The organism is Coprococcus sp. BIOML-A2, assembly GCF_009875795.1.
GTDB classification, from domain to species: Bacteria; Bacillota; Clostridia; order Lachnospirales; family Lachnospiraceae; genus Coprococcus; species Coprococcus aceti.
Map to the genome: position 1 here is coordinate 16,490 of NZ_WWSI01000009.1, position 17,895 is coordinate 34,384.

The 17,895-nt window shown below is 45.6% G+C and carries 14 protein-coding genes and 1 riboswitch; all 14 genes read left to right on the forward strand.

Annotated features, from left to right (window positions below):
- The first annotated feature begins 125 nt into the window (after nucleotides 1–125).
- The 14 genes from argJ to GT575_RS14005 all read left to right on the forward strand — a co-directional run bounded on the left by argJ (nucleotide 126) and on the right by GT575_RS14005 (nucleotide 17,846).
- Complete coding sequence (argJ, locus tag GT575_RS13940) at nucleotides 126–1,370, forward strand: bifunctional glutamate N-acetyltransferase/amino-acid acetyltransferase ArgJ (RefSeq protein WP_161172247.1); 1,245 nt, start codon at nucleotides 126–128, stop codon at nucleotides 1,368–1,370.
- A gap of 29 nt (nucleotides 1,371–1,399) precedes the next feature.
- Nucleotides 1,400–2,467, forward strand: coding sequence for a macro domain-containing protein (locus tag GT575_RS13945; protein WP_055147151.1), 1,068 nt, complete (start codon nucleotides 1,400–1,402; stop codon nucleotides 2,465–2,467).
- Nucleotides 2,468–2,665: 198 nt separating this feature from the next.
- Complete coding sequence (locus tag GT575_RS13950; protein WP_161172248.1) at nucleotides 2,666–3,343, forward strand: vWA domain-containing protein; 678 nt, start codon at nucleotides 2,666–2,668, stop codon at nucleotides 3,341–3,343.
- A gap of 167 nt (nucleotides 3,344–3,510) precedes the next feature.
- On the forward strand, nucleotides 3,511–6,279 hold the full coding sequence (locus tag GT575_RS13955; RefSeq protein WP_161172249.1) for a glycoside hydrolase family 3 protein: 2,769 nt from the start codon (nucleotides 3,511–3,513) through the stop codon (nucleotides 6,277–6,279).
- 73 nt (nucleotides 6,280–6,352) lie between these two features.
- A riboswitch (NiCo riboswitch) is annotated at nucleotides 6,353–6,436 on the forward strand.
- 175 nt (nucleotides 6,437–6,611) lie between these two features.
- Entirely contained in the window at nucleotides 6,612–7,544 is a 933-nt protein-coding gene (locus GT575_RS13960; protein ID WP_015534011.1) for a cation diffusion facilitator family transporter, read from the forward strand.
- A 396-nt stretch (nucleotides 7,545–7,940) separates the two neighbouring features.
- Nucleotides 7,941–8,690 carry a DeoR/GlpR family DNA-binding transcription regulator gene (locus tag GT575_RS13965; protein ID WP_015534010.1) on the forward strand — a complete coding sequence of 250 codons (750 nt, stop codon included), beginning with the start codon at nucleotides 7,941–7,943 and terminating at the stop codon, nucleotides 8,688–8,690.
- The gene (gene pfkB, locus GT575_RS13970; protein ID WP_161172250.1) at nucleotides 8,690–9,592 is read left to right on the forward strand and encodes a 1-phosphofructokinase; all 903 of its coding nucleotides are present in this window, start codon (nucleotides 8,690–8,692) and stop codon (nucleotides 9,590–9,592) included. Before GT575_RS13965 ends, pfkB begins: the two co-directional genes overlap by 1 nt.
- 103 nt (nucleotides 9,593–9,695) lie before the next feature.
- Nucleotides 9,696–11,762 (forward strand): PTS fructose transporter subunit IIABC, encoded by a 2,067-nt coding sequence (locus GT575_RS13975; protein ID WP_161172251.1) that lies wholly within the window; start codon nucleotides 9,696–9,698, stop codon nucleotides 11,760–11,762.
- A gap of 401 nt (nucleotides 11,763–12,163) precedes the next feature.
- On the forward strand, nucleotides 12,164–12,427 hold the full coding sequence (locus GT575_RS13980; protein ID WP_022216909.1) for an HPr family phosphocarrier protein: 264 nt from the start codon (nucleotides 12,164–12,166) through the stop codon (nucleotides 12,425–12,427).
- Between the two features lie 135 nt (nucleotides 12,428–12,562).
- The gene (gene ptsP, locus GT575_RS13985) at nucleotides 12,563–14,266 is read left to right on the forward strand and encodes a phosphoenolpyruvate--protein phosphotransferase (RefSeq protein WP_117874804.1); all 1,704 of its coding nucleotides are present in this window, start codon (nucleotides 12,563–12,565) and stop codon (nucleotides 14,264–14,266) included.
- 309 nt (nucleotides 14,267–14,575) lie between these two features.
- Nucleotides 14,576–14,881, forward strand: a complete 306-nt coding sequence (locus GT575_RS13990; protein ID WP_022216907.1) for a hypothetical protein — start codon at nucleotides 14,576–14,578, stop codon at nucleotides 14,879–14,881.
- Nucleotides 14,882–15,115: 234 nt separating this feature from the next.
- Nucleotides 15,116–16,003 carry a sulfide/dihydroorotate dehydrogenase-like FAD/NAD-binding protein gene (locus GT575_RS13995; RefSeq protein WP_117551339.1) on the forward strand — a complete coding sequence of 296 codons (888 nt, stop codon included), beginning with the start codon at nucleotides 15,116–15,118 and terminating at the stop codon, nucleotides 16,001–16,003.
- Nucleotides 16,003–17,403, forward strand: a complete 1,401-nt coding sequence (gltA, locus tag GT575_RS14000) for an NADPH-dependent glutamate synthase (protein WP_161172252.1) — start codon at nucleotides 16,003–16,005, stop codon at nucleotides 17,401–17,403. The genes GT575_RS13995 and gltA overlap by 1 nt, the downstream gene beginning before the upstream one ends.
- Before the next feature lie 83 nt (nucleotides 17,404–17,486).
- Nucleotides 17,487–17,846 (forward strand): hypothetical protein, encoded by a 360-nt coding sequence (locus GT575_RS14005; protein ID WP_004851321.1) that lies wholly within the window; start codon nucleotides 17,487–17,489, stop codon nucleotides 17,844–17,846.
- Nucleotides 17,847–17,895: the final 49 nt, after the last annotated feature.

Consider the following 17,895-nt stretch of genomic DNA (forward strand, 5'->3'; position numbering starts at 1 on the left):
AGAGCCGGCGCCTTCGTATGTCCTGCATCAGTTAATGTCAAAACGATTACAGATTGTACTATATACTTGTGCACATCCAATTGATGAAGATTGGTTAAAATATATTTAGAAGGGATTGGATTACTATGAACAAGAAGATATATGACGGTTATACATATGTAGACGGTGGCGTGTGCGCGGCCAAGGGTTTCACGGCAAATGGACTTAACTGTGGACTGAACCCTGATAAGAACAAGAATGATCTCGGAATGGTATTTTCAGAGGTGCCATGTGTGGCAGCAGGCGTGTATACACAGAACAAGGTGAAGGGCGCGCCGGTTACAGTTACCAAGGAGCACCTGAAGAAGTCTGGCAACAAGGCACAGGCAGTCATTGTGAACTCCAAGAATGCCAACACATGCAACGCAGATGGAATAGAGAAGGCTGAGAAGATATCCCAGCTTGCAGCGGATGCCCTGGGTATAGATGTGAACCTTGTCATCAATGCTTCAACAGGCGTCATCGGACAGATCATCCCTATCGAGCCATTTGAGGAGCATATGAAAGAACTTGCAGACGGTCTCTCGGCAGACGGCAACGACAAGGCGGCAAATGCTATCATGACGACAGATACAGTGGATAAGCAGGTTGCTGTTCAGTTTGATATAGACGGTGTGACATGTACTTTAGGCGGTATGGCAAAGGGAAGCGGAATGATCCATCCAAACATGGCGACAACGCTTAACTTCATCACATCAGATATAGCGATCACATCAGAGCTGATCCAGAAGGCTCTTTCAGAGATCGTAAAGGTGACATATAACTGCCTCTCCGTAGACGGAGATCAGTCCACAAATGACACCCTTACAGTCATGGCAAATGGCCTTGCTGGCAACAAGCTCATCGACACGGAGAACGAAGCTTATGAGAAGTTCAAGAAGGCCCTCTATATAGTTATGGAGTGCATGACCATGATGCTTGCATCAGACGGCGAGGGCGCAACCAAGATGATCGAGTGTACAGTTGCAGGGGTACCTGATCTTGACACAGCCATCATCGTGGCAAAGAGCGTTATCCGTTCCCCACTTACAAAGTGTGCTATGTTCGGCGAGGATGCCAACTGGGGACGTATTCTCTGTGCCATCGGATATGCGGAGGCTGACTTTGATATAGACAAGGTTGCAGTAGATCTCGAGTCGGAATTTGGCGTGGTTCCAGTATGCCGCAACGGCGCAGGCGTACCATTCTCAGAGGAGAAGGCAGCCAAGGTATTGAGCTCAGATGAAATCCACATCAACATAGATCTCGGAATCGGCGATGTTACAGCCAAGGCATGGGGCTGTGACCTGACATATGATTACGTGAAGATCAATGGGGATTATCGTTCATAATATATCAAACAAATCAGGGAGACAGCCGAATGCCATTTAAGATTATTAGAAGTGATATAACAAAAGTTCATGCAGATGCAGTAGTAAATACGGCAAATCCGCACGTTGCCGTGGGAGCTGGCGTGGACTCTGCAATATATGCGGCTGCGGGGCGTGACAGGCTTCTGAAGGCAAGGGCAAAGGTTGGAACTCTGGCGGCTGGAGAGGTTGGAATCACAAAAGCATTTGATCTTCCGGCGAGATACATCATTCATTCAAGCGGACCTGCCTGGGTGGATGGAAGACATCAGGAGCCGGAGCTTCTCAGAAGGTGTTATGACAAAGCATTAGTTATGGCATATGCACACAGATGCAAGTCGATTGCATTTCCACTGATGGCTACGGGCTCTTACGGCTTTCCTAAAGAGCTTGGAATTCAGATCGCAATTGATGCATTTACATCATTTCTGCAGGAGCATGAGATGGACATCACGCTTGTGGTGTTTGATGATCATTCATATCATGTATCAGGAAAATGGTATGATGATGTGAAGAGTTTAATAGATGACGAATATGTTGCTGAAAAAAATCTGAGTGAATATCGTACTTTGTCATCGTATGATGAATGCCAAGACACTGCAAGGTTCGATGAAGAATATCTTTGCGGTCAACATAGACCTCAGTTTATGGAATATGGAACACTGGCACAGTCAGGTAAGAGTTCGGGAATACATGAAAACAACTCAAATGGTTCTTTGGACGACATGCTTAAGGGCATATATACGGACAGCTTTGAAAAACATCTGCAGCAGTTAATCAACAAAAAGAAACTTAAGAATTCAGAGGTCTACACTGCGGCAAATATAAGCAAGCAGTATTTCTCAAAGCTCCTGAAGGGCAGGATAAAGCCGTCGAAGGAAAAAGTTCTGTCACTGGCAGTCGGGCTTCGCCTGAATCTTGATGAGACTGTTGACTTCCTGGGGCTTGCCGGATACGCACTCTCACCGATCTCTCAGACGGACAAGATCGTGGAGTATCATATAGTACATAAAGAATACAGCGTCATAAAGATCAATATAGTTCTGTTCGACTATGGACTTGCCTCGCTGTCAGAATAAAACAAAGTAAAATGAGAAGGTCGCCTGCGGGGTGACCTTTTTGTTTGTTATACAGGTTATTATTAACTCATATTAAGGGAAAGCAGAGTGGACATGCCAAGGTTAATTTCTAAAACGCACGTGCATGCAGATTGTTTACACATTTGCATTTCCTGATACATAAAAACACTAAGATAAAAGAATGTGAGGTTGATGATTATGAAAAAAGGACTTACGGAGATAGTATTTATTCTGGACAGAAGTGGTTCAATGCACGGACTTGAGGCTGACACGATAGGTGGATTCAATTCAATGATGGAAAAGCAGAAGAAAGATAGCGGTGATGATGGAGAGGCGTACGTTTCGACTGTGCTCTTTGACGACTTCAGCAGAGTACTGCACGACAGGATTCCTATTGAGAATGTACCAGAGATGACGGACAATGACTATTACGTGGGTGGCTGCACAGCACTGCTTGATGCGCTTGGAGATGCGATTCACCATATCGGCAATATCCACAAGTATGCAAGAAAAGAGGATGTGCCTGAGAAGACATTGTTCGTGATAATCACAGACGGAATGGAGAACGCCAGCCGGAATTACAGCTATGAGATGATACAGAAGATGGTTAAGCGCCAGCAGAAAAAGTATGGCTGGGAATTCATCTTCATCGGAGCAAATATCGATGCTGTCATGGAGGCAGGACGCTTTGGAATAAGACCGGAGCGGGCGGTGAATTATGTGTGCGACGAGGCTGGAACAGAGAATGTGTATGGAGCTGTAGGGAATGCGGTGCATGCGATGCGCTCATCCGAGCCGATGGCGGGGGCTGCCGCCCTCGATGACAGGGAATGGAGTACAAAGCTTGATGAGGATTATATAAAGCGTGGCAGATGACAAACAACTATATCTTCCGTTTCCGGCAGTATGAATGGGGAGCAAACTGTCTGACTCACTTGCGTTTTGCACAGCAAAAAGTAAAAGTTTTCCATATCAAAGTTTACTTGTATGATGTACAATATCACCATATGGAATTGAGCAAAGATATATTGGGAGGTAGACAGATGGAAGATAGAGTACTTGACTGGGAGGTCTATGAGAAGACAGCCCGTGAGATGGCTGCAGAGGGACTGGTTCTGTTAAAGAACGACAACAAAGCTCTGCCACTTAAGCAGGGAGAGACGGTTTCTGTATTTGGACGTATGCAGAACCATTATTATAAGAGTGGAACCGGTTCAGGTGGCATGGTGAATGTTGCCAGAGTGGTAGGAATCCTTGATGCACTTAATGAGTGCAAGGATGTAAATGTCAATCAGAAGCTGGCAGAGACTTATGCCGCATGGGATGAGGAACATCCTGTGGAGCTGGGACTTGGCTGGGGACAGGAGCCGTGGTCACAGGCGGAGATGCCGGTTACAGATGAGCTCGTGCAGGAGGCTGCCGGCGAGTCGGATTCGGCCATAGTGATAATCGCTAGGACGGCAGGTGAGGACAAGGACAATACACTTGAAAAAGGAGCATTTATGCTCACTGATATAGAGACTGATATGCTTAGACTTGTCAGAGAGAATTTCCAGAAGATGGTCGTTCTCTTGAATGTCGGCGGTCTTATAGATATGTCATTTCTTGACACGATTTCCCCAGATGCCTGCATGTATGTATGGCAGGGTGGAATGGTCGGAGGATATGGAGTGGCTGATGTCCTCGTAGGAGATGTCAGCCCTTCAGGAAAACTCACAGACACGATAGCCTACGATATCAAGGCTTATCCTGCGTATGACAATTTCGGCGGCGAAGAGAGAAACTTCTACGCTGAGGATATCTATGTGGGATACCGTTACTTTGAGACATTTGCAAAGGATAAGGTCAGATATCCGTTTGGATACGGATTGTCATACACAGACTTCAAGATCGGCGTAAAACATGCAAGTCTGGATTTTGAAAAAGGCGTGGCGAATATCTGTGTCAAAGTCACAAATATAGGAAAGAGACTTGGCAAGGAGGTTGTCCAGGTGTACGGTGAGATGCCACAGGGCAGGCTTGGCAAGCCATCCAGAGTGCTCATTGATTTTTCGAAGACAAAGGAGCTTGTTCCGGGACTCAGCGATGAGCTGAAGTTTGAGATCCCGCTTGACCGTATGGCATCATTTGACGATTCGGGAGTCACGGGCCATAGAAACTGTTATGTGCTTGAAGCTGGAGACTACACTATCCATGTAGGAAACAGCATAAGAAATACAACAGAGTGTCTGCTCTTTGAACTTGCCGAGACAGTGGAGCTTCAGAAACTTCAGGAGGCACTTGCACCATATGAGAAGTTTGACCGCATGAAACCATTCTGTGATGAGAACGGCAGGATGCTTATAGAGTATGAGGAGACACCTCTAGTCACTGTTGATATGTATGACAGGAGAGAGCAGGAGCTGCCGGAGGAGATACCGGTTACCGGTGACAAGGGAATTATGCTTCTTGATGTAAGGGAAGGCAAGGCCACCATGGATGAGTTTATAGCGCAGTTTGATGATGAGGATCTGGCATGCTTTGTCCGCGGCGAGGGAATGGGAAGTTCTCTTGTGACGGCGGGAACAGCGTCAGCATTTGCCGGGGTATCGCCCAATTTGATCGCACATAAGATTCCGTCGGTGTGCTGTGATGACGGACCATCGGGAATGAGACTCGACTCAGGTATGAAGGCATTCTCACTTCCAAATGGCACTCTGTGCGGATCTTCATTCAACCGGGAACTGAATACAAGGCTTTACGCACTTCTCGGACTTGAGATGACAGCAAATAAGGTTGAGGTTCTTCTCGGACCGGGAATGAATATCCACCGTCACCCGCTTAATGGACGAAACTTTGAGTATTTCTCCGAGGATCCATACCTTACGGGTTCCATTGCAACTGCACAGTTAGAGGGACTTAAGTCCAGCGGCGTGTCCGGAACGATCAAGCATTTCTGCGGAAATAATCAGGAGTATCACCGCCATACAACTGACTCGATCATCTCCCAGAGGGCACTCAGGGAGATATATCTGAAGGGATTTGAGATAGCTGTCAAGTCGGGATATGCCGACTCTGTTATGACAACATATGGTCTGGTAAATGGTCTCTACACCGCAGGAAGTTATGATCTGAATACCACGATACTCAGAAATGAGTGGGGATTTACAGGCGTGGTCATGACAGATTGGTGGGCATCCATCAACCGCAGGGGTATGGAGCCGGATGCAAATGACTTTGCGACTATGATACAGGCACAGAATGACATGTATATGTGCTGCCCGGACGGCTCGAAGAACATGGGCGGAGATAATGTCATAGAGGCACTTCAGGACGGACGTATATTGAGAGCTGAGCTTCAGAGAATTGCAAAGAATGTGTGTAACTTTGCCATGAATACGAATGCATTTAAGCGTCTTGTGGGAGAGCCTGTAGAGGTAGAGATAATAAACCGTCCAAAGCAGGCGGACGATTTTTCAATTGATGATGTGGAATACATCAATGTCGACAGAGACATACTTATAGATCTGACAGAGAAGGCCAGCACCGCCGACACGAATTATGTCATAGCACTTGATGTTGAACATCCGGGAGAGTATGAGGTGAGCCTGAGGGGAAGCTCGACACTCGAAAAGCTTGCCCAGCTGCCGTGTACCCTGTTTTTCAACGGATTCCCTGTGAGCAATTTCACATTTAACGGAACTGACGGCAAGGATGTTGTGATCAGGAAAGAGGTCAAATTTTACGGCAGATTCAATGTGCTCCGACTGTATGTGAAATCGAATGGACTTGATCTCAAGGATATTAAGTTTAGTTTTGAAAAAGAATTTTGATCTGAAAATAAATATTGACATAGACTGCCATAGATGGTAACCTAAATTAACTCTTTGCACTGCATATAAATCTACAGTACAAACTGAGCAGACCATTGGTGTAAGCCAAGGAGTCGGGCCATCATGGCAGTGGAATCTTTACATCCACGGGACAGTAGTTACTAATACTGAGTCGTGGGTGTTTTTTTATACTCTTTTAGACATTCTATAAAATCTCCCACATATATTTAGTGATAAGAGCTTTCTGAAATTTATTGATCGCACAGCATCGGTCTTTTGATTAAGGTGATTATCAATAGACTGGTGTTCATTAGGAAAGGATGGCTGATTATATGGAAAGCGCAAACAAAATAAACACGATGGCGGCATCTGCCGTATCAGAGGATGAGTTTAAAAAGGTTGCAAATAAAGTATCGTTTATAACGATAGTACAGAACGTACTGTTGTCAGTATTCAAATTATTTGCGGGAATATTTGCACATTCAAATGCAATGATAAGTGATGCGGTACATTCAGCATCAGACGTGTTCAGCACCATAATAGTCATAATTGGGGTGAAGCTGGCGTCGAAGGAATCCGACAAGGAGCATCCTTACGGCCATGAGAGGCTTGAGTGTGTGGCAGCGATCGTGTTGTCTATAGTGCTGCTGTATACCGGTATCAAGATCGGCTCGCAGGCGGTTAAGGACATAATCGGTGGCAATTACCAAAGCCTGCAGAAACCGGGGATGCTGGCACTGGTGGCGGCTGTTGTATCCATTGTCACAAAGGAGATAATGTACTGGTACACAAGACACTATGCGAAGAAGATAGATTCAAGCGCACTTATGGCAGATGCATGGCATCACCGATCAGATGCGCTGTCATCGGTCGGCGCGCTTGTCGGTATCGGTGGTGCGATGATGGGATTCCCGGTTATGGATTCCATTGCAAGTATTGTTATCTTTGTATTCATAGCTAAGGCGGCATACGATATCTTCAAGGATGCCATGGATAAGATGGTGGATCACTCATGCGATGAAGAGACAGAGAAAGAGATGAGGGATTTTGTGCTCGCCCAGAAAGAAGTTCTCAGTGTTGATCTTCTTCACACAAGGATATTTGGCAACAAAATATATGTAGATGTGGAGATAGGTGTAAACGGTTCGTATACATTAAGACATGCGCATGAGATAGCGGAAGAGGTCCATGAGGGAATAGAGAAGAATTTTCCAAAGGTAAAGCATGTGATGGTGCATGTCAATCCTGCGGATGTGGCAGAATAATCATAGATTGATAACGCAGAGTAAGGCACGGATCAGATTTGGTCTGTGTCTTATTTTTGTGTGTTGGAAGCTGCAAAACGAGTACCAAACCTGCAAATAGTCAAAAACAATCAAAATAATTCAGAAATCTTCAAAAATATGCAGAATAATGATTGACAATCTTCATTTACGATGATATTATGCATATAGATTGATTGAAAGTGACTGAAATCAAGTGAAAACCACCTTGAAACAATCACAAATAATTGAAAACAGTCAAAAAATATGTTATCCTAAAGAAAAGTTAAAAGCACCGGATGCAGATATATGCATTCTGAAAAGCCACGAAAAAAGAAAATACACAAACACGAAAACACATATACAGGAGACATACTTAAAAGACAGGAGGCAATTATTATGATGACCGAGGATAGATACACAGCGATTTTAGATGCACTGAAAGAGAGAAAGTCTATGACAGTTGCAGAGTTCACGGAGATCACGGGAGCGTCAGAATCTACTATAAGAAGAGATTTGATAGCTCTGGACGATATGGGTAAGATCAAGAGATTCCATGGTGGTGCCAAGGCGATCGAGCATGAATATATCACCAATGAGGCACCGGTTTCAGCCAAGGCACAGCTCAACGTCGAAGAGAAAAGTGCCATTGCAAAATATGCGGCAACGATGATCAATGATGAAGATTTCATATTTATAGATGCAGGAACCAGCACGGAGCTCATGATCGACTATATCGGCGAAACAAATGCCACATTTGTCACCAATGGAATAGCACATGCCAAGCGGCTTCTCAAGAAGAACCTCAGAACGTATATGATAGGCGGACTTGTAAAGCCGATCACAGAGGCGATCATCGGAGCCGAGGCAGTCAATTCCATGAAAAAGTTCAATTTCACAAAGTGCTTTCTTGGAACGAATGGAATCCATATGGATTACGGATTCACAACGGTTGATGTGGAAGAAGCTATGGTGAAGATGGAAGCGGTGAACAGATCTTATGCGAGCATAGTCCTTGCTGACAGCAGCAAGTTCGACAAGGTGACGGCAGTGACATTTGCAGCAATCGAAAAAGCCTGTATTATCACGGACAGACTTGTAAATGATAAGTACATAGACGCCACAGTTGTAAAGGAGGTACTCAGATAATGATTTATACGGTGACATTCAATCCGGCGCTCGATTATGTTGTCAAGATGGACAGCCTTGAGCTTGGAATGGTGAACAGAAGTAAGTCAGAAGCTATATTCTATGGCGGCAAAGGTATCAATGTCTCCACCGTACTTAAGAACATAGGAGTTGATTCCGTAGCTCTCGGTTTTGTTGCCGGATTTACCGGTAAGGAGATTGAGGACGGAGTCAAGGCCATGGGAGTTAAGACAGATTTTATCCAGCTGAAGAATGGTCTCAGCAGGATAAATGTCAAGATCAAGGCAGAACAGGAGACGGAGATCAACGGACAGGGACCCGACATTAAGAAAGATGAGCTTCAGCAGATGTTTGACAAGCTGGACAAGCTCCAGTCGGGAGATTGCCTGATACTTGCGGGAACCATCCCTGCTTCACTTCCATCTGACATATACGAGCAGATCATGGAGAAGCTTATGAACAGGAACATCGACATCGTGGTGGATGCGACAAAGGATCTTCTGCTCAATGTATTGAAGTTTCGTCCATTCCTCATCAAGCCAAATAATCATGAGCTTGGCGAGATGTTCGGAGTAGTCTTAAAGAGCGACGACGAGATCGTTGAGTATGCGAAGAAGCTTCAGGTCATGGGTGCACGAAATGTACTCATATCCATGGCAGGGGATGGAGCAATACTTATCACAGAGACAGGAGAGGTTCACAAGATCGGAGTTCCAAAGGGAACAGTTGTGAACTCAGTAGGGGCAGGTGATTCTATGGTGGCAGGTTTTACAGCAAGCTACCTGAAGGATCACGATTACATGGAAGCGCTGAAGAGAGGAACAGCAACCGGAAGTGCCACAGCATTTTCAGAAGGCCTTGCCACAGCGGACAAAGTAGAAGAACTCTACAAGCAGTTATAGTAAAACGTACGTGTTCCGTCGTGAGAGGGAATACTTAGGAGATTCAGATATCGCACAGCAGCATATGTGGATGCGGCTGATTATTTAAGAGGAGGTTACGCTTATGAGAATCACAGAGCTTTTATCAAAGGAAAGCATTGCTCTGGGTGTAAAGGTAGATTCAAAGGATGCAGCGATCGACTACCTTGTAAACCTGCACGATGCAGCAGGCAACATCTCAGACAAGAAAACATACAAAGAAGGAATACTTAAGAGAGAGGAAGAGGGCTCAACAGCTATAGGAGAAGGAATAGCAATCCCTCACTCCAAGAACAAGGCAGTCAAGAGACCTGGACTTGCAGCTATGACAGTTCCAGATGGAGTTGATTACGACTCACTTGACGGACAGCCATCAAACCTGTTCTTCATGATCGCAGCACCGGAGAGCGGATCAGATGTACATCTTGAGGTACTTTCAAGACTGTCTATGCTCCTCATGGATGAGGACTTCAGAGCAGAGCTTCTGAAGGCAGCAGACAAGGATGCATTCCTTGCAGTCGTTGACAAGTATGAGAACGCAAAGTTCCCAGAGGAGACAGCAGAGAAGCCTGAGGAAAAGGCAGTTGAGAAGGCTCCTGAGAAGAAAGGCTTTAGAGTGCTTGCCGTTACAGCGTGTCCTACAGGAATAGCTCACACATATATGGCAGCCGAGGCACTTGAGAAGGCCGGCGCCAAGATGGGATATGCCTTAAAGGCTGAGACAAATGGCTCAGGCGGAGCAAAAAATATACTTACTGATGAAGAGATCGCAAACTGTGATGGTATCATAGTTGCAGCTGACAAGAGTGTTGAAACAGCAAGATTTGATGGAAAGCCAGTTCTTTTCACAAGAGTGGCAGACGGAATACACAAGCCTGAGGAGCTCATACAGAAGATCGTGGATGGTCAGGTTCCTGTTCACCACGAGGAGGGTGGCAGAAAAGAGTCAAGCAGTGCAAATGGCAGTGTAGGAAGCAGAATATACAAGCATCTTATGAACGGAGTATCACACATGCTCCCATTCGTAATCGGCGGTGGTATCCTCACAGCTCTTGCATTCCTTATAGATACACTTTGCGGATTTGGTGCAACAGGTGGATCCAACTTCGGTTCCATGACCCCGCTCTCAGCATTCTTCAAGTATGCCGGTGGCCTGGCGATGGGCGTGATGGTTCCGGTGCTTGCAGGATTTATAGCAGAGTCTATAGCAGACAGACCTGGACTTGCGGTTGGTTTCCTCGGCGGTATCCTGGCATCTTCCGGAAATGCAGCCTTGTCCGGTTATGTATGGGCAGGAGATAACCTTGGCGGCTTCCAGTCATTTATATCAAAGTTTGGATTCGTCGCAGAAGGCGGCGGAAATACAGTATCAGGTTTCCTCGGCGGTATCGCAGCAGGTTTCCTTGCAGGATATGTAGTTCTTCTTCTTAGAAAGATCTGCTCCAAATTCCCTAAGTCACTGGAGGGAATCAAGCCAACACTTATATATCCACTTGTTGGTATGTTTATAGTTGCAGTACTTATGATATTTGTACTCAATCCGATTATTGGATTGATCAATACAGGACTTTCAGATATGCTGACAGCCCTTGCAAATAAAAATCTTCTCATCCCACTTGGAATCATCCTCGGCGGTATGATGGCGATAGACATGGGCGGTCCTATAAACAAGGCAGCTTATGTATACGGAACAATGGTTCTCGCAACAGCGTCAGAGCTTGTCGCAGGCGGCGCACAGCTCTCAGACCCGGCAGTTCAGGCATGCTATATCTCAATGGCATCAGTTATGGTAGGTGGTATGGTACCTCCACTTGGAATTGCTCTTGCATGTATCTTCTTCCCTAAGAAGTTCACAAAGGCAGAGAGAAACTCAACAGTATCAAATATTGTAATGTCATGTGGATTCATCACAGAGGGTGCAATACCATTTGCAGCTGCAGATCCACTCCACGTAATACCATGTACACTCGTAGGCGCAGCAGTTGCAGGTGGAATGTCAGCAGCATTCAAATGTACACTGATGGCACCTCACGGCGGAATCTTTGTATTCGCAACAGTAGGCAACTGGTTACCATACATCTTCTCATGGCTTGTAGGATCAGTGATCACATGTATCATGCTCGGTCTTATCAAGAGAAACGTGCAGGAGTAAAAAATGCACAAAAGTAATGCACAAAAAACGACAGAATGTTATAATTTATACAATTGGGGTTTGCGAAAGAAATCTGATAAAAATATGGATCAAGTAAAGATGGCAGGTCATCTGGCTGTGATACCATATGGTTAGAATGAAACAGGATTATTTCACGAAATTCCACAAATATAAGATTTTATTAAGAGACAGGACCACGCACAGAATAGATTGGCTGCTGGATACTGACACATCCTTTGAAGGGAATTTGAGACCGCCGGTCCTTAGGTGGCGCGATAAGCGGCACCTTAGTACCGCTGCAGGTCGAAATAAGCGGGAGCGACCCTGAAAAGGATGTGTCATTAGCCCAAAGCTTCATAATGAATACCGGTGGTCCGTCCGTAAAAGAAGGAGAAGAAATTATGGTAGCACAGACAGTAAAAGTAGTAAATGAACAGGGACTTCACATGAGACCAGCAGGAGTATTTGCAAAGGAGATGACAAAGTTCTCATGCGCAGTAACTCTCGATGTAGCAGGCAAGAAGATCAATGCCAAGAGCGTAATGCTCATCATCGCAGCATGCATCAAGTGTGGTGCTGAGGTTACAGTAGAGTGTGACGGTGCAGACGAGAAGGAGGCTCTTGCAAAGGCAGTTGAGCTCATCGAGTCAGGATTCGGCGAGTAGGACATGTAGATGTTCTGACGTCGCAGCAGGGAAATGATAAGTGAAATCTGATATCAGACTTCAGTAAATGTTACGGACAAATGGTACTCAGATTGAGTACCATTTGTTGTATAGAGAATAATTGGAGGTTTTCTTATGAATAAAGGAATCGCGGGTTCAGCCGGCTACGGCGTTGGAAAGGTTGTGATCATATCTGACGCAAAGCCGGAATATGAGAACAGAACAATCACAGATACAGATGCAGAGATTAAGAGATATGACGATGCAGTTGCAGCATTTACAGAGAAGACACATGCCATGGCAGAGGCCATGAAGGAGAGTGTCGGAGAGCACAATGCGGAGATCCTTGAGGGGCACATACTGCTCCTCACAGATCCGGGGATGGATGAGATCACAAAGGGCGCGATTATGAGCGGAACCTGTGCAGAGGCTGCATTTGAGAGCACATGCGATATGTTTGCCGGAATGTTCCAGATGGCGGATGATGAGCTCACAAGACAGAGAGCAACGGATATCGGCGACATCAAGGTGAGAATGCTCAAGATACTTACTGGCACGCCGGACATGAACATATCAGAGGTTCCAGCTGGAACTATCCTTGTGGCTGAGGATCTCACCCCTTCCATGACAGCAGGAATCGTCAAGGAGAATGTGGCAGGAATCATCACTGCGGTTGGCGGCAAGACATCCCACTCAGCTATTCTTGCGAGAGCACTTGAGATACCGGCGGTACTCAGCGTGGATGGAATAGTTGACATGGTTTCAGATGGAATGACAGCAGTAGTTGACGGATGCGATGGAATCTGCATACTTGATCCGTCCCAGGAAGAGGTAGATGAATATCAGGCAAAGAGAGAGAAGTACTTAAGTGACAAGGCTCTTCTTGAGGTATATAGAGGCAAAGACACAGTCACAGCTGATGGCGCAAAGGTACATTTGTATGGCAATATCGGTAATCCGGAGGATGCAAAGCAGGTTGCTGCATGTGATGGAGAGGGCGTTGGCCTTTTCAGAACAGAGTTCCTGTTCATGGGCGCATCGGAGCTCCCATCTGAGGAAGAGCAGTTCCAGGCGTACAAGGCGGCTGCCGAGACCATGGAGGGCAGAGAAGTCATCATCAGAACCCTTGATGTGGGTGGTGACAAGGATATCCCATACCTTGGACTTGAGAAAGAGGACAATCCGTTCTTAGGTTTCAGAGCAGTGAGATATTGTCTGCGGAATAAAGATTCATACAGAGTACAGCTGAGGGCACTTCTCCGCGCAAGTGCATTTGGCGATATCAAGATCATGGTACCGCTTGTCACATGTGTTGATGAGATCAGAAGCGTGAAGGCTCTTGTTAAGGAGCTCATGGCTGAGCTTGATGCAGAGAATATAGCATACAATAAGGATATCCAGGTCGGTGCAATGATAGAAACGCCTGCGGCAAGTCTCATAGCAGACCTGCTCGCAAAGGAGGCAGACTTCTTCAGTATAGGCACAAATGACTTGACACAGTACACCATGGCGGTCGACAGAGGCAATGCAAAGGTTGCGTATCTGTACTCGTCCTACAATCCTGCAGTTCTCCGCTCCATGAAGAATATCATCGAGGCGGCAAATGCAGCGGGCATCATGGTAGGCATGTGCGGTGAGGCGGCAGCAGATCCGTTGCTCATACCTCTCCTCATATCATTTGGACTGGGAGAGTTTTCAGTCAGTGCCACTTCAGTCCTTGCGACAAGAGGAACGATAGCCAAGTGGTCGAAGGCTGAAGCAGATGAGTTGGCAGCAAAGGCACTCTCACTTGCAACAGAGACGGAGGTTGCGGAACTTCTCAAAGCAAATGCAAGATAGATAAAAGTGCACAATATGGCTTGGTAAAAATATGAGTACATTTTTGTATGGTTCATGTGTTTGAGAAATCAATAATGAACAAAAACCATGACTCGTAGTGACTATTTTCACGAAAATAAAAAAAGTCGGCATTTTTAACTGGAAAAAGTGCCGATTTTTTTGTTACAGTATAATTAGTAGCAGGAAGAACACATAGTGAACAGAGTCAGCCTTGCAGATCGAAACAGACAGGTGCATCATATCGTAATTTTAGTGAGTTTGTTTTAACAGTATTGTAGATGGAAATAATATGGATAGGAGGATGTAATAATGTTTGAGAATGAAAAAGTAAACCATGTGAAGTTTGGTGAAGGCAGTGTGATGGAATGTGATGGAAGCCATATAAGAATTGTATTTTCTTATAATAATGTAGAAAAGACATTTGCCTATCCGGGAGCATTTGACAAGTTTGTCACCTTCCAGAGCAAAGAGGCACAGCAGGCAGCGGAGAGCGAGCTTGAGCAGATAAGGCTGAACCAGAAAAAGCTGGAGGGAATGAAGAAGCTTATAATTCAGGAGAACGAGAGACGGAAAGAGGAAGCGCTCAAGGCCAAGGCGAAGAGGAAGAGACAGTAATATAAAGTAAGATATAATAGTCCCTGCCAGAGAGAAAATTTTCTCTTTTGGCGGGATTTTTTGCACCTGAGGATCATTTTTAGAACAGTGCTATTTTTACATATACCTTGATTTTGTTGATATTTTTTGCTAAATTAAGTACGTACGTGTATAAATAGGGGCGTTTGCACCCATTTACAGAATAAAATGATCATAACAGTCAGAATTTGGCTGTCGGAAAGGACGGAGCACAGAGTGTATAAGATTACTAAGGTTGAACAGTTGACAGAGACCATATACCTCATGGACGTGGTTGCACCACGAGTTGCAAATAAATGTCTTCCGGGACAGTTTGTAATTGTCAGAGGTTCTGAGGATGGAGAGAGAATCCCTCTCACTATCTGCGATTACTCAAGAGAGGACGGAACCATCACTATAGTATTCCAGGTAGTTGGAGCTGCTACAGAGATGATGAAGAATAAGAAGGTTGGAGATTCATTTGCGGATTTCGTTGGACCACTTGGATGTCCATCAGAGTTCTGCAAGGAGGATATAGAAGAACTCAAGAAAAAGAAGATCCTCTTCGTTGCAGGTGGTGTTGGAACAGCACCTGTATACCCACAGGTAAAGTGGCTCCATGAGCAGGGCATCGATGCTGATGTCATCATCGGAGGAAGAAACAAGTCACTCATCATTCTTGAGGACAAGATGAAGAAGGTAGCCGGCAACCTGTATATCACAACAGATGACGGTTCATATGGAAGCAAGGGTGTCGTTACAAATGAGATACAGAAACTTGTAGACGCTGGCAACAAGTATGATGTGTGTGTTGCCATCGGACCTATGATCATGATGAAGTTCGTATGTAAGCTCACAAAGGAGCTTGAGATCCCTACAGTTGTCAGCCTTAACCCTATCATGGTAGACGGAACAGGTATGTGTGGTGCCTGCCGTGTGACAGTAGGAGGAGAGGTTAAGTTCGCGTGTGTAGACGGACCAGAGTTCGACGGTCACAAGGTGAACTTTGAGGAGGCTATGCAGCGTCAGCAGCTCTACAAGACTGCAGAGGGCAGAGCATTCCTTGCAGCAAAAGAGGGCGATACACATCATGGCGGATGTGGAAACTGTGGAGGTGACAAGTAATGGCTATAGAAGTAGATGTTTGGAAGAGAGTGCCGGTTCGCGAGCAGGAGCCACAGGTACGTGCAAAGAATTTTGAAGAGGTTTGTTACGGATATAATGAAGAGGAGGCTATGGCTGAGGCTTCAAGATGTATAGGATGTAAGAACGCCCCATGTATGAATGGCTGTCCTGTATCTATCAATATCCCTGGATTTATAGCTCAGGTCAAGGAAGGCAACTTCGCTGAGGCATTCAAGATCATCAGCGAGTCATCAGCACTTCCTGCTGTATGTGGCCGTGTATGTCCACAGGAGACACAGTGTGAGCAGAAGTGTATCAGAGGAATCAAGGGCGAGGCGATATCCATCGGTAAGCTTGAGAGATTTGTTGCTGACTGGGCCCGTGAGAACGGAATCAAGCCAGAGCCTGCAAAGGAGATGAATGGTCACAAGGTGGCAGTCATCGGATCAGGCCCTTCAGGTGTGACAGCAGCCGGAGATCTTGCAAAGATGGGTTACGATGTAACTATATTCGAGGCACTTCATCAGCCGGGCGGAGTTCTCGTATACGGAATTCCAGAGTTCCGTCTTCCAAAGGAGAAGGTAGTTGCCAAGGAGATCGAGAACATCAAGTCACTTGGTGTTAAGATAGAGACAAATGTAGTAGTAGGAAAGTCAGTCACAATCGACTCACTCCTTGAGGATGAGGGATTTGACGCAGTGTTCATCGGATCAGGTGCAGGACTTCCTAAGTTCATGGGTATCCCAGGCGAGAATGCCAACGGCGTATTCTCAGCAAATGAGTACCTCACAAGAAGCAACCTCATGAAGGCATTTGACGAGAATTCAAATACACCTATCATGAGAGGTAAGAAGGTTGCCGTTGTCGGTGGTGGAAATGTTGCTATGGATGCAGCAAGAACAGCACTCAGACTTGGTGCTGAGACGCATATCGTATACAGACGTTCAGAGGAGGAGCTCCCAGCCAGAGTTGAGGAGGTTCATCATGCTAAGGAAGAGGGAATCATATTTGATCTCCTCACAAACCCAACAGAGATCCTTGAGGATGAGAACGGCTGGGTATGCGGTATGAAGTGTGTGAAGATGGAGCTCTGTGAGCCAGACGCATCAGGCAGAAGAAGACCTGTTGTGATTCCAGATTCAGAGTTCACAATGGACGTTGACACAGTAATCATGTCACTTGGAACTTCACCAAACCCACTTATCTCATCTACAACAGAGGGACTTGAGACAAACAAGTGGAAGTGTATCGTTGCAGAAGAGGCAAACGGACAGACAACCAAGGAAGGCGTATATGCCGGTGGCGATGCCGTAACAGGTGCTGCAACAGTTATCCTTGCAATGGAAGCTGGTAGAGCTGGTGCAAAGGGAATTGATGAGTACATCAAGAACAACAAGTAATAATTATATAGAGTCATAAAACGAGGCTGATGTGTATAGAGAATACTTCACATCAGCTTTGTTTTATATACGGGGGATTAGTTATGTATGATGAATTTGCAAAATGGTTAGACAGAATTTTAGATGAGAATATGCCGCTGCCGGGGGTGGCGATCAACTTCAATATATATGAAGAGGTGGACTTGCATTGGTCGATCCAGTTGATAAGTTCAACTTATTTTGACGAGGAGGACGAGGACTGGAATTGTTACGAGGAGTTCACGACAGGGGAAGATCTGTACGAATGGCAGCAGGGTGTAGGCTGGGAGAAGATACTTGATATTTCCTGTGAGATGATCAGAAAGTATCTCACAGAAGGAAAATATGCTGAGAAACTTAAGAAGTACGAGGCTGTTGCCGCTGGATTCGTGGACGGCGATGTGGAAATCCTGTACAGAAGATAGAGTGTTATGGAAACTAGTATGTAGTAGAAAATTGAAAATCTAGTGGGTA

Bases quoted from the DNA above. Each gene is read 5' to 3' on its own strand.
- pfkB (WP_161172250.1), top strand. From the start codon at position 8,690: ATGATTTATACGGTGACATTCAATCCGGCGCTCGATTATGTTGTCAAG.
- ptsP (WP_117874804.1), top strand. From the start codon at position 12,563: ATGAATAAAGGAATCGCGGGTTCAGCCGGCTACGGCGTTGGAAAGGTT.
- GT575_RS13950 (WP_161172248.1), top strand. From the start codon at position 2,666: ATGAAAAAAGGACTTACGGAGATAGTATTTATTCTGGACAGAAGTGGT.
- GT575_RS13975 (WP_161172251.1), top strand. From the start codon at position 9,696: ATGAGAATCACAGAGCTTTTATCAAAGGAAAGCATTGCTCTGGGTGTA.
- GT575_RS13990 (WP_022216907.1), top strand. From the start codon at position 14,576: ATGTTTGAGAATGAAAAAGTAAACCATGTGAAGTTTGGTGAAGGCAGT.
- GT575_RS13945 (WP_055147151.1), top strand. From the start codon at position 1,400: ATGCCATTTAAGATTATTAGAAGTGATATAACAAAAGTTCATGCAGAT.
- GT575_RS13965 (WP_015534010.1), top strand. From the start codon at position 7,941: ATGATGACCGAGGATAGATACACAGCGATTTTAGATGCACTGAAAGAG.
- GT575_RS14005 (WP_004851321.1), top strand. From the start codon at position 17,487: ATGTATGATGAATTTGCAAAATGGTTAGACAGAATTTTAGATGAGAAT.
- argJ (WP_161172247.1), top strand. From the start codon at position 126: ATGAACAAGAAGATATATGACGGTTATACATATGTAGACGGTGGCGTG.
- GT575_RS13980 (WP_022216909.1), top strand. From the start codon at position 12,164: ATGGTAGCACAGACAGTAAAAGTAGTAAATGAACAGGGACTTCACATG.
- gltA (WP_161172252.1), top strand. From the start codon at position 16,003: ATGGCTATAGAAGTAGATGTTTGGAAGAGAGTGCCGGTTCGCGAGCAG.
- GT575_RS13960 (WP_015534011.1), top strand. From the start codon at position 6,612: ATGGAAAGCGCAAACAAAATAAACACGATGGCGGCATCTGCCGTATCA.
- GT575_RS13955 (WP_161172249.1), top strand. From the start codon at position 3,511: ATGGAAGATAGAGTACTTGACTGGGAGGTCTATGAGAAGACAGCCCGT.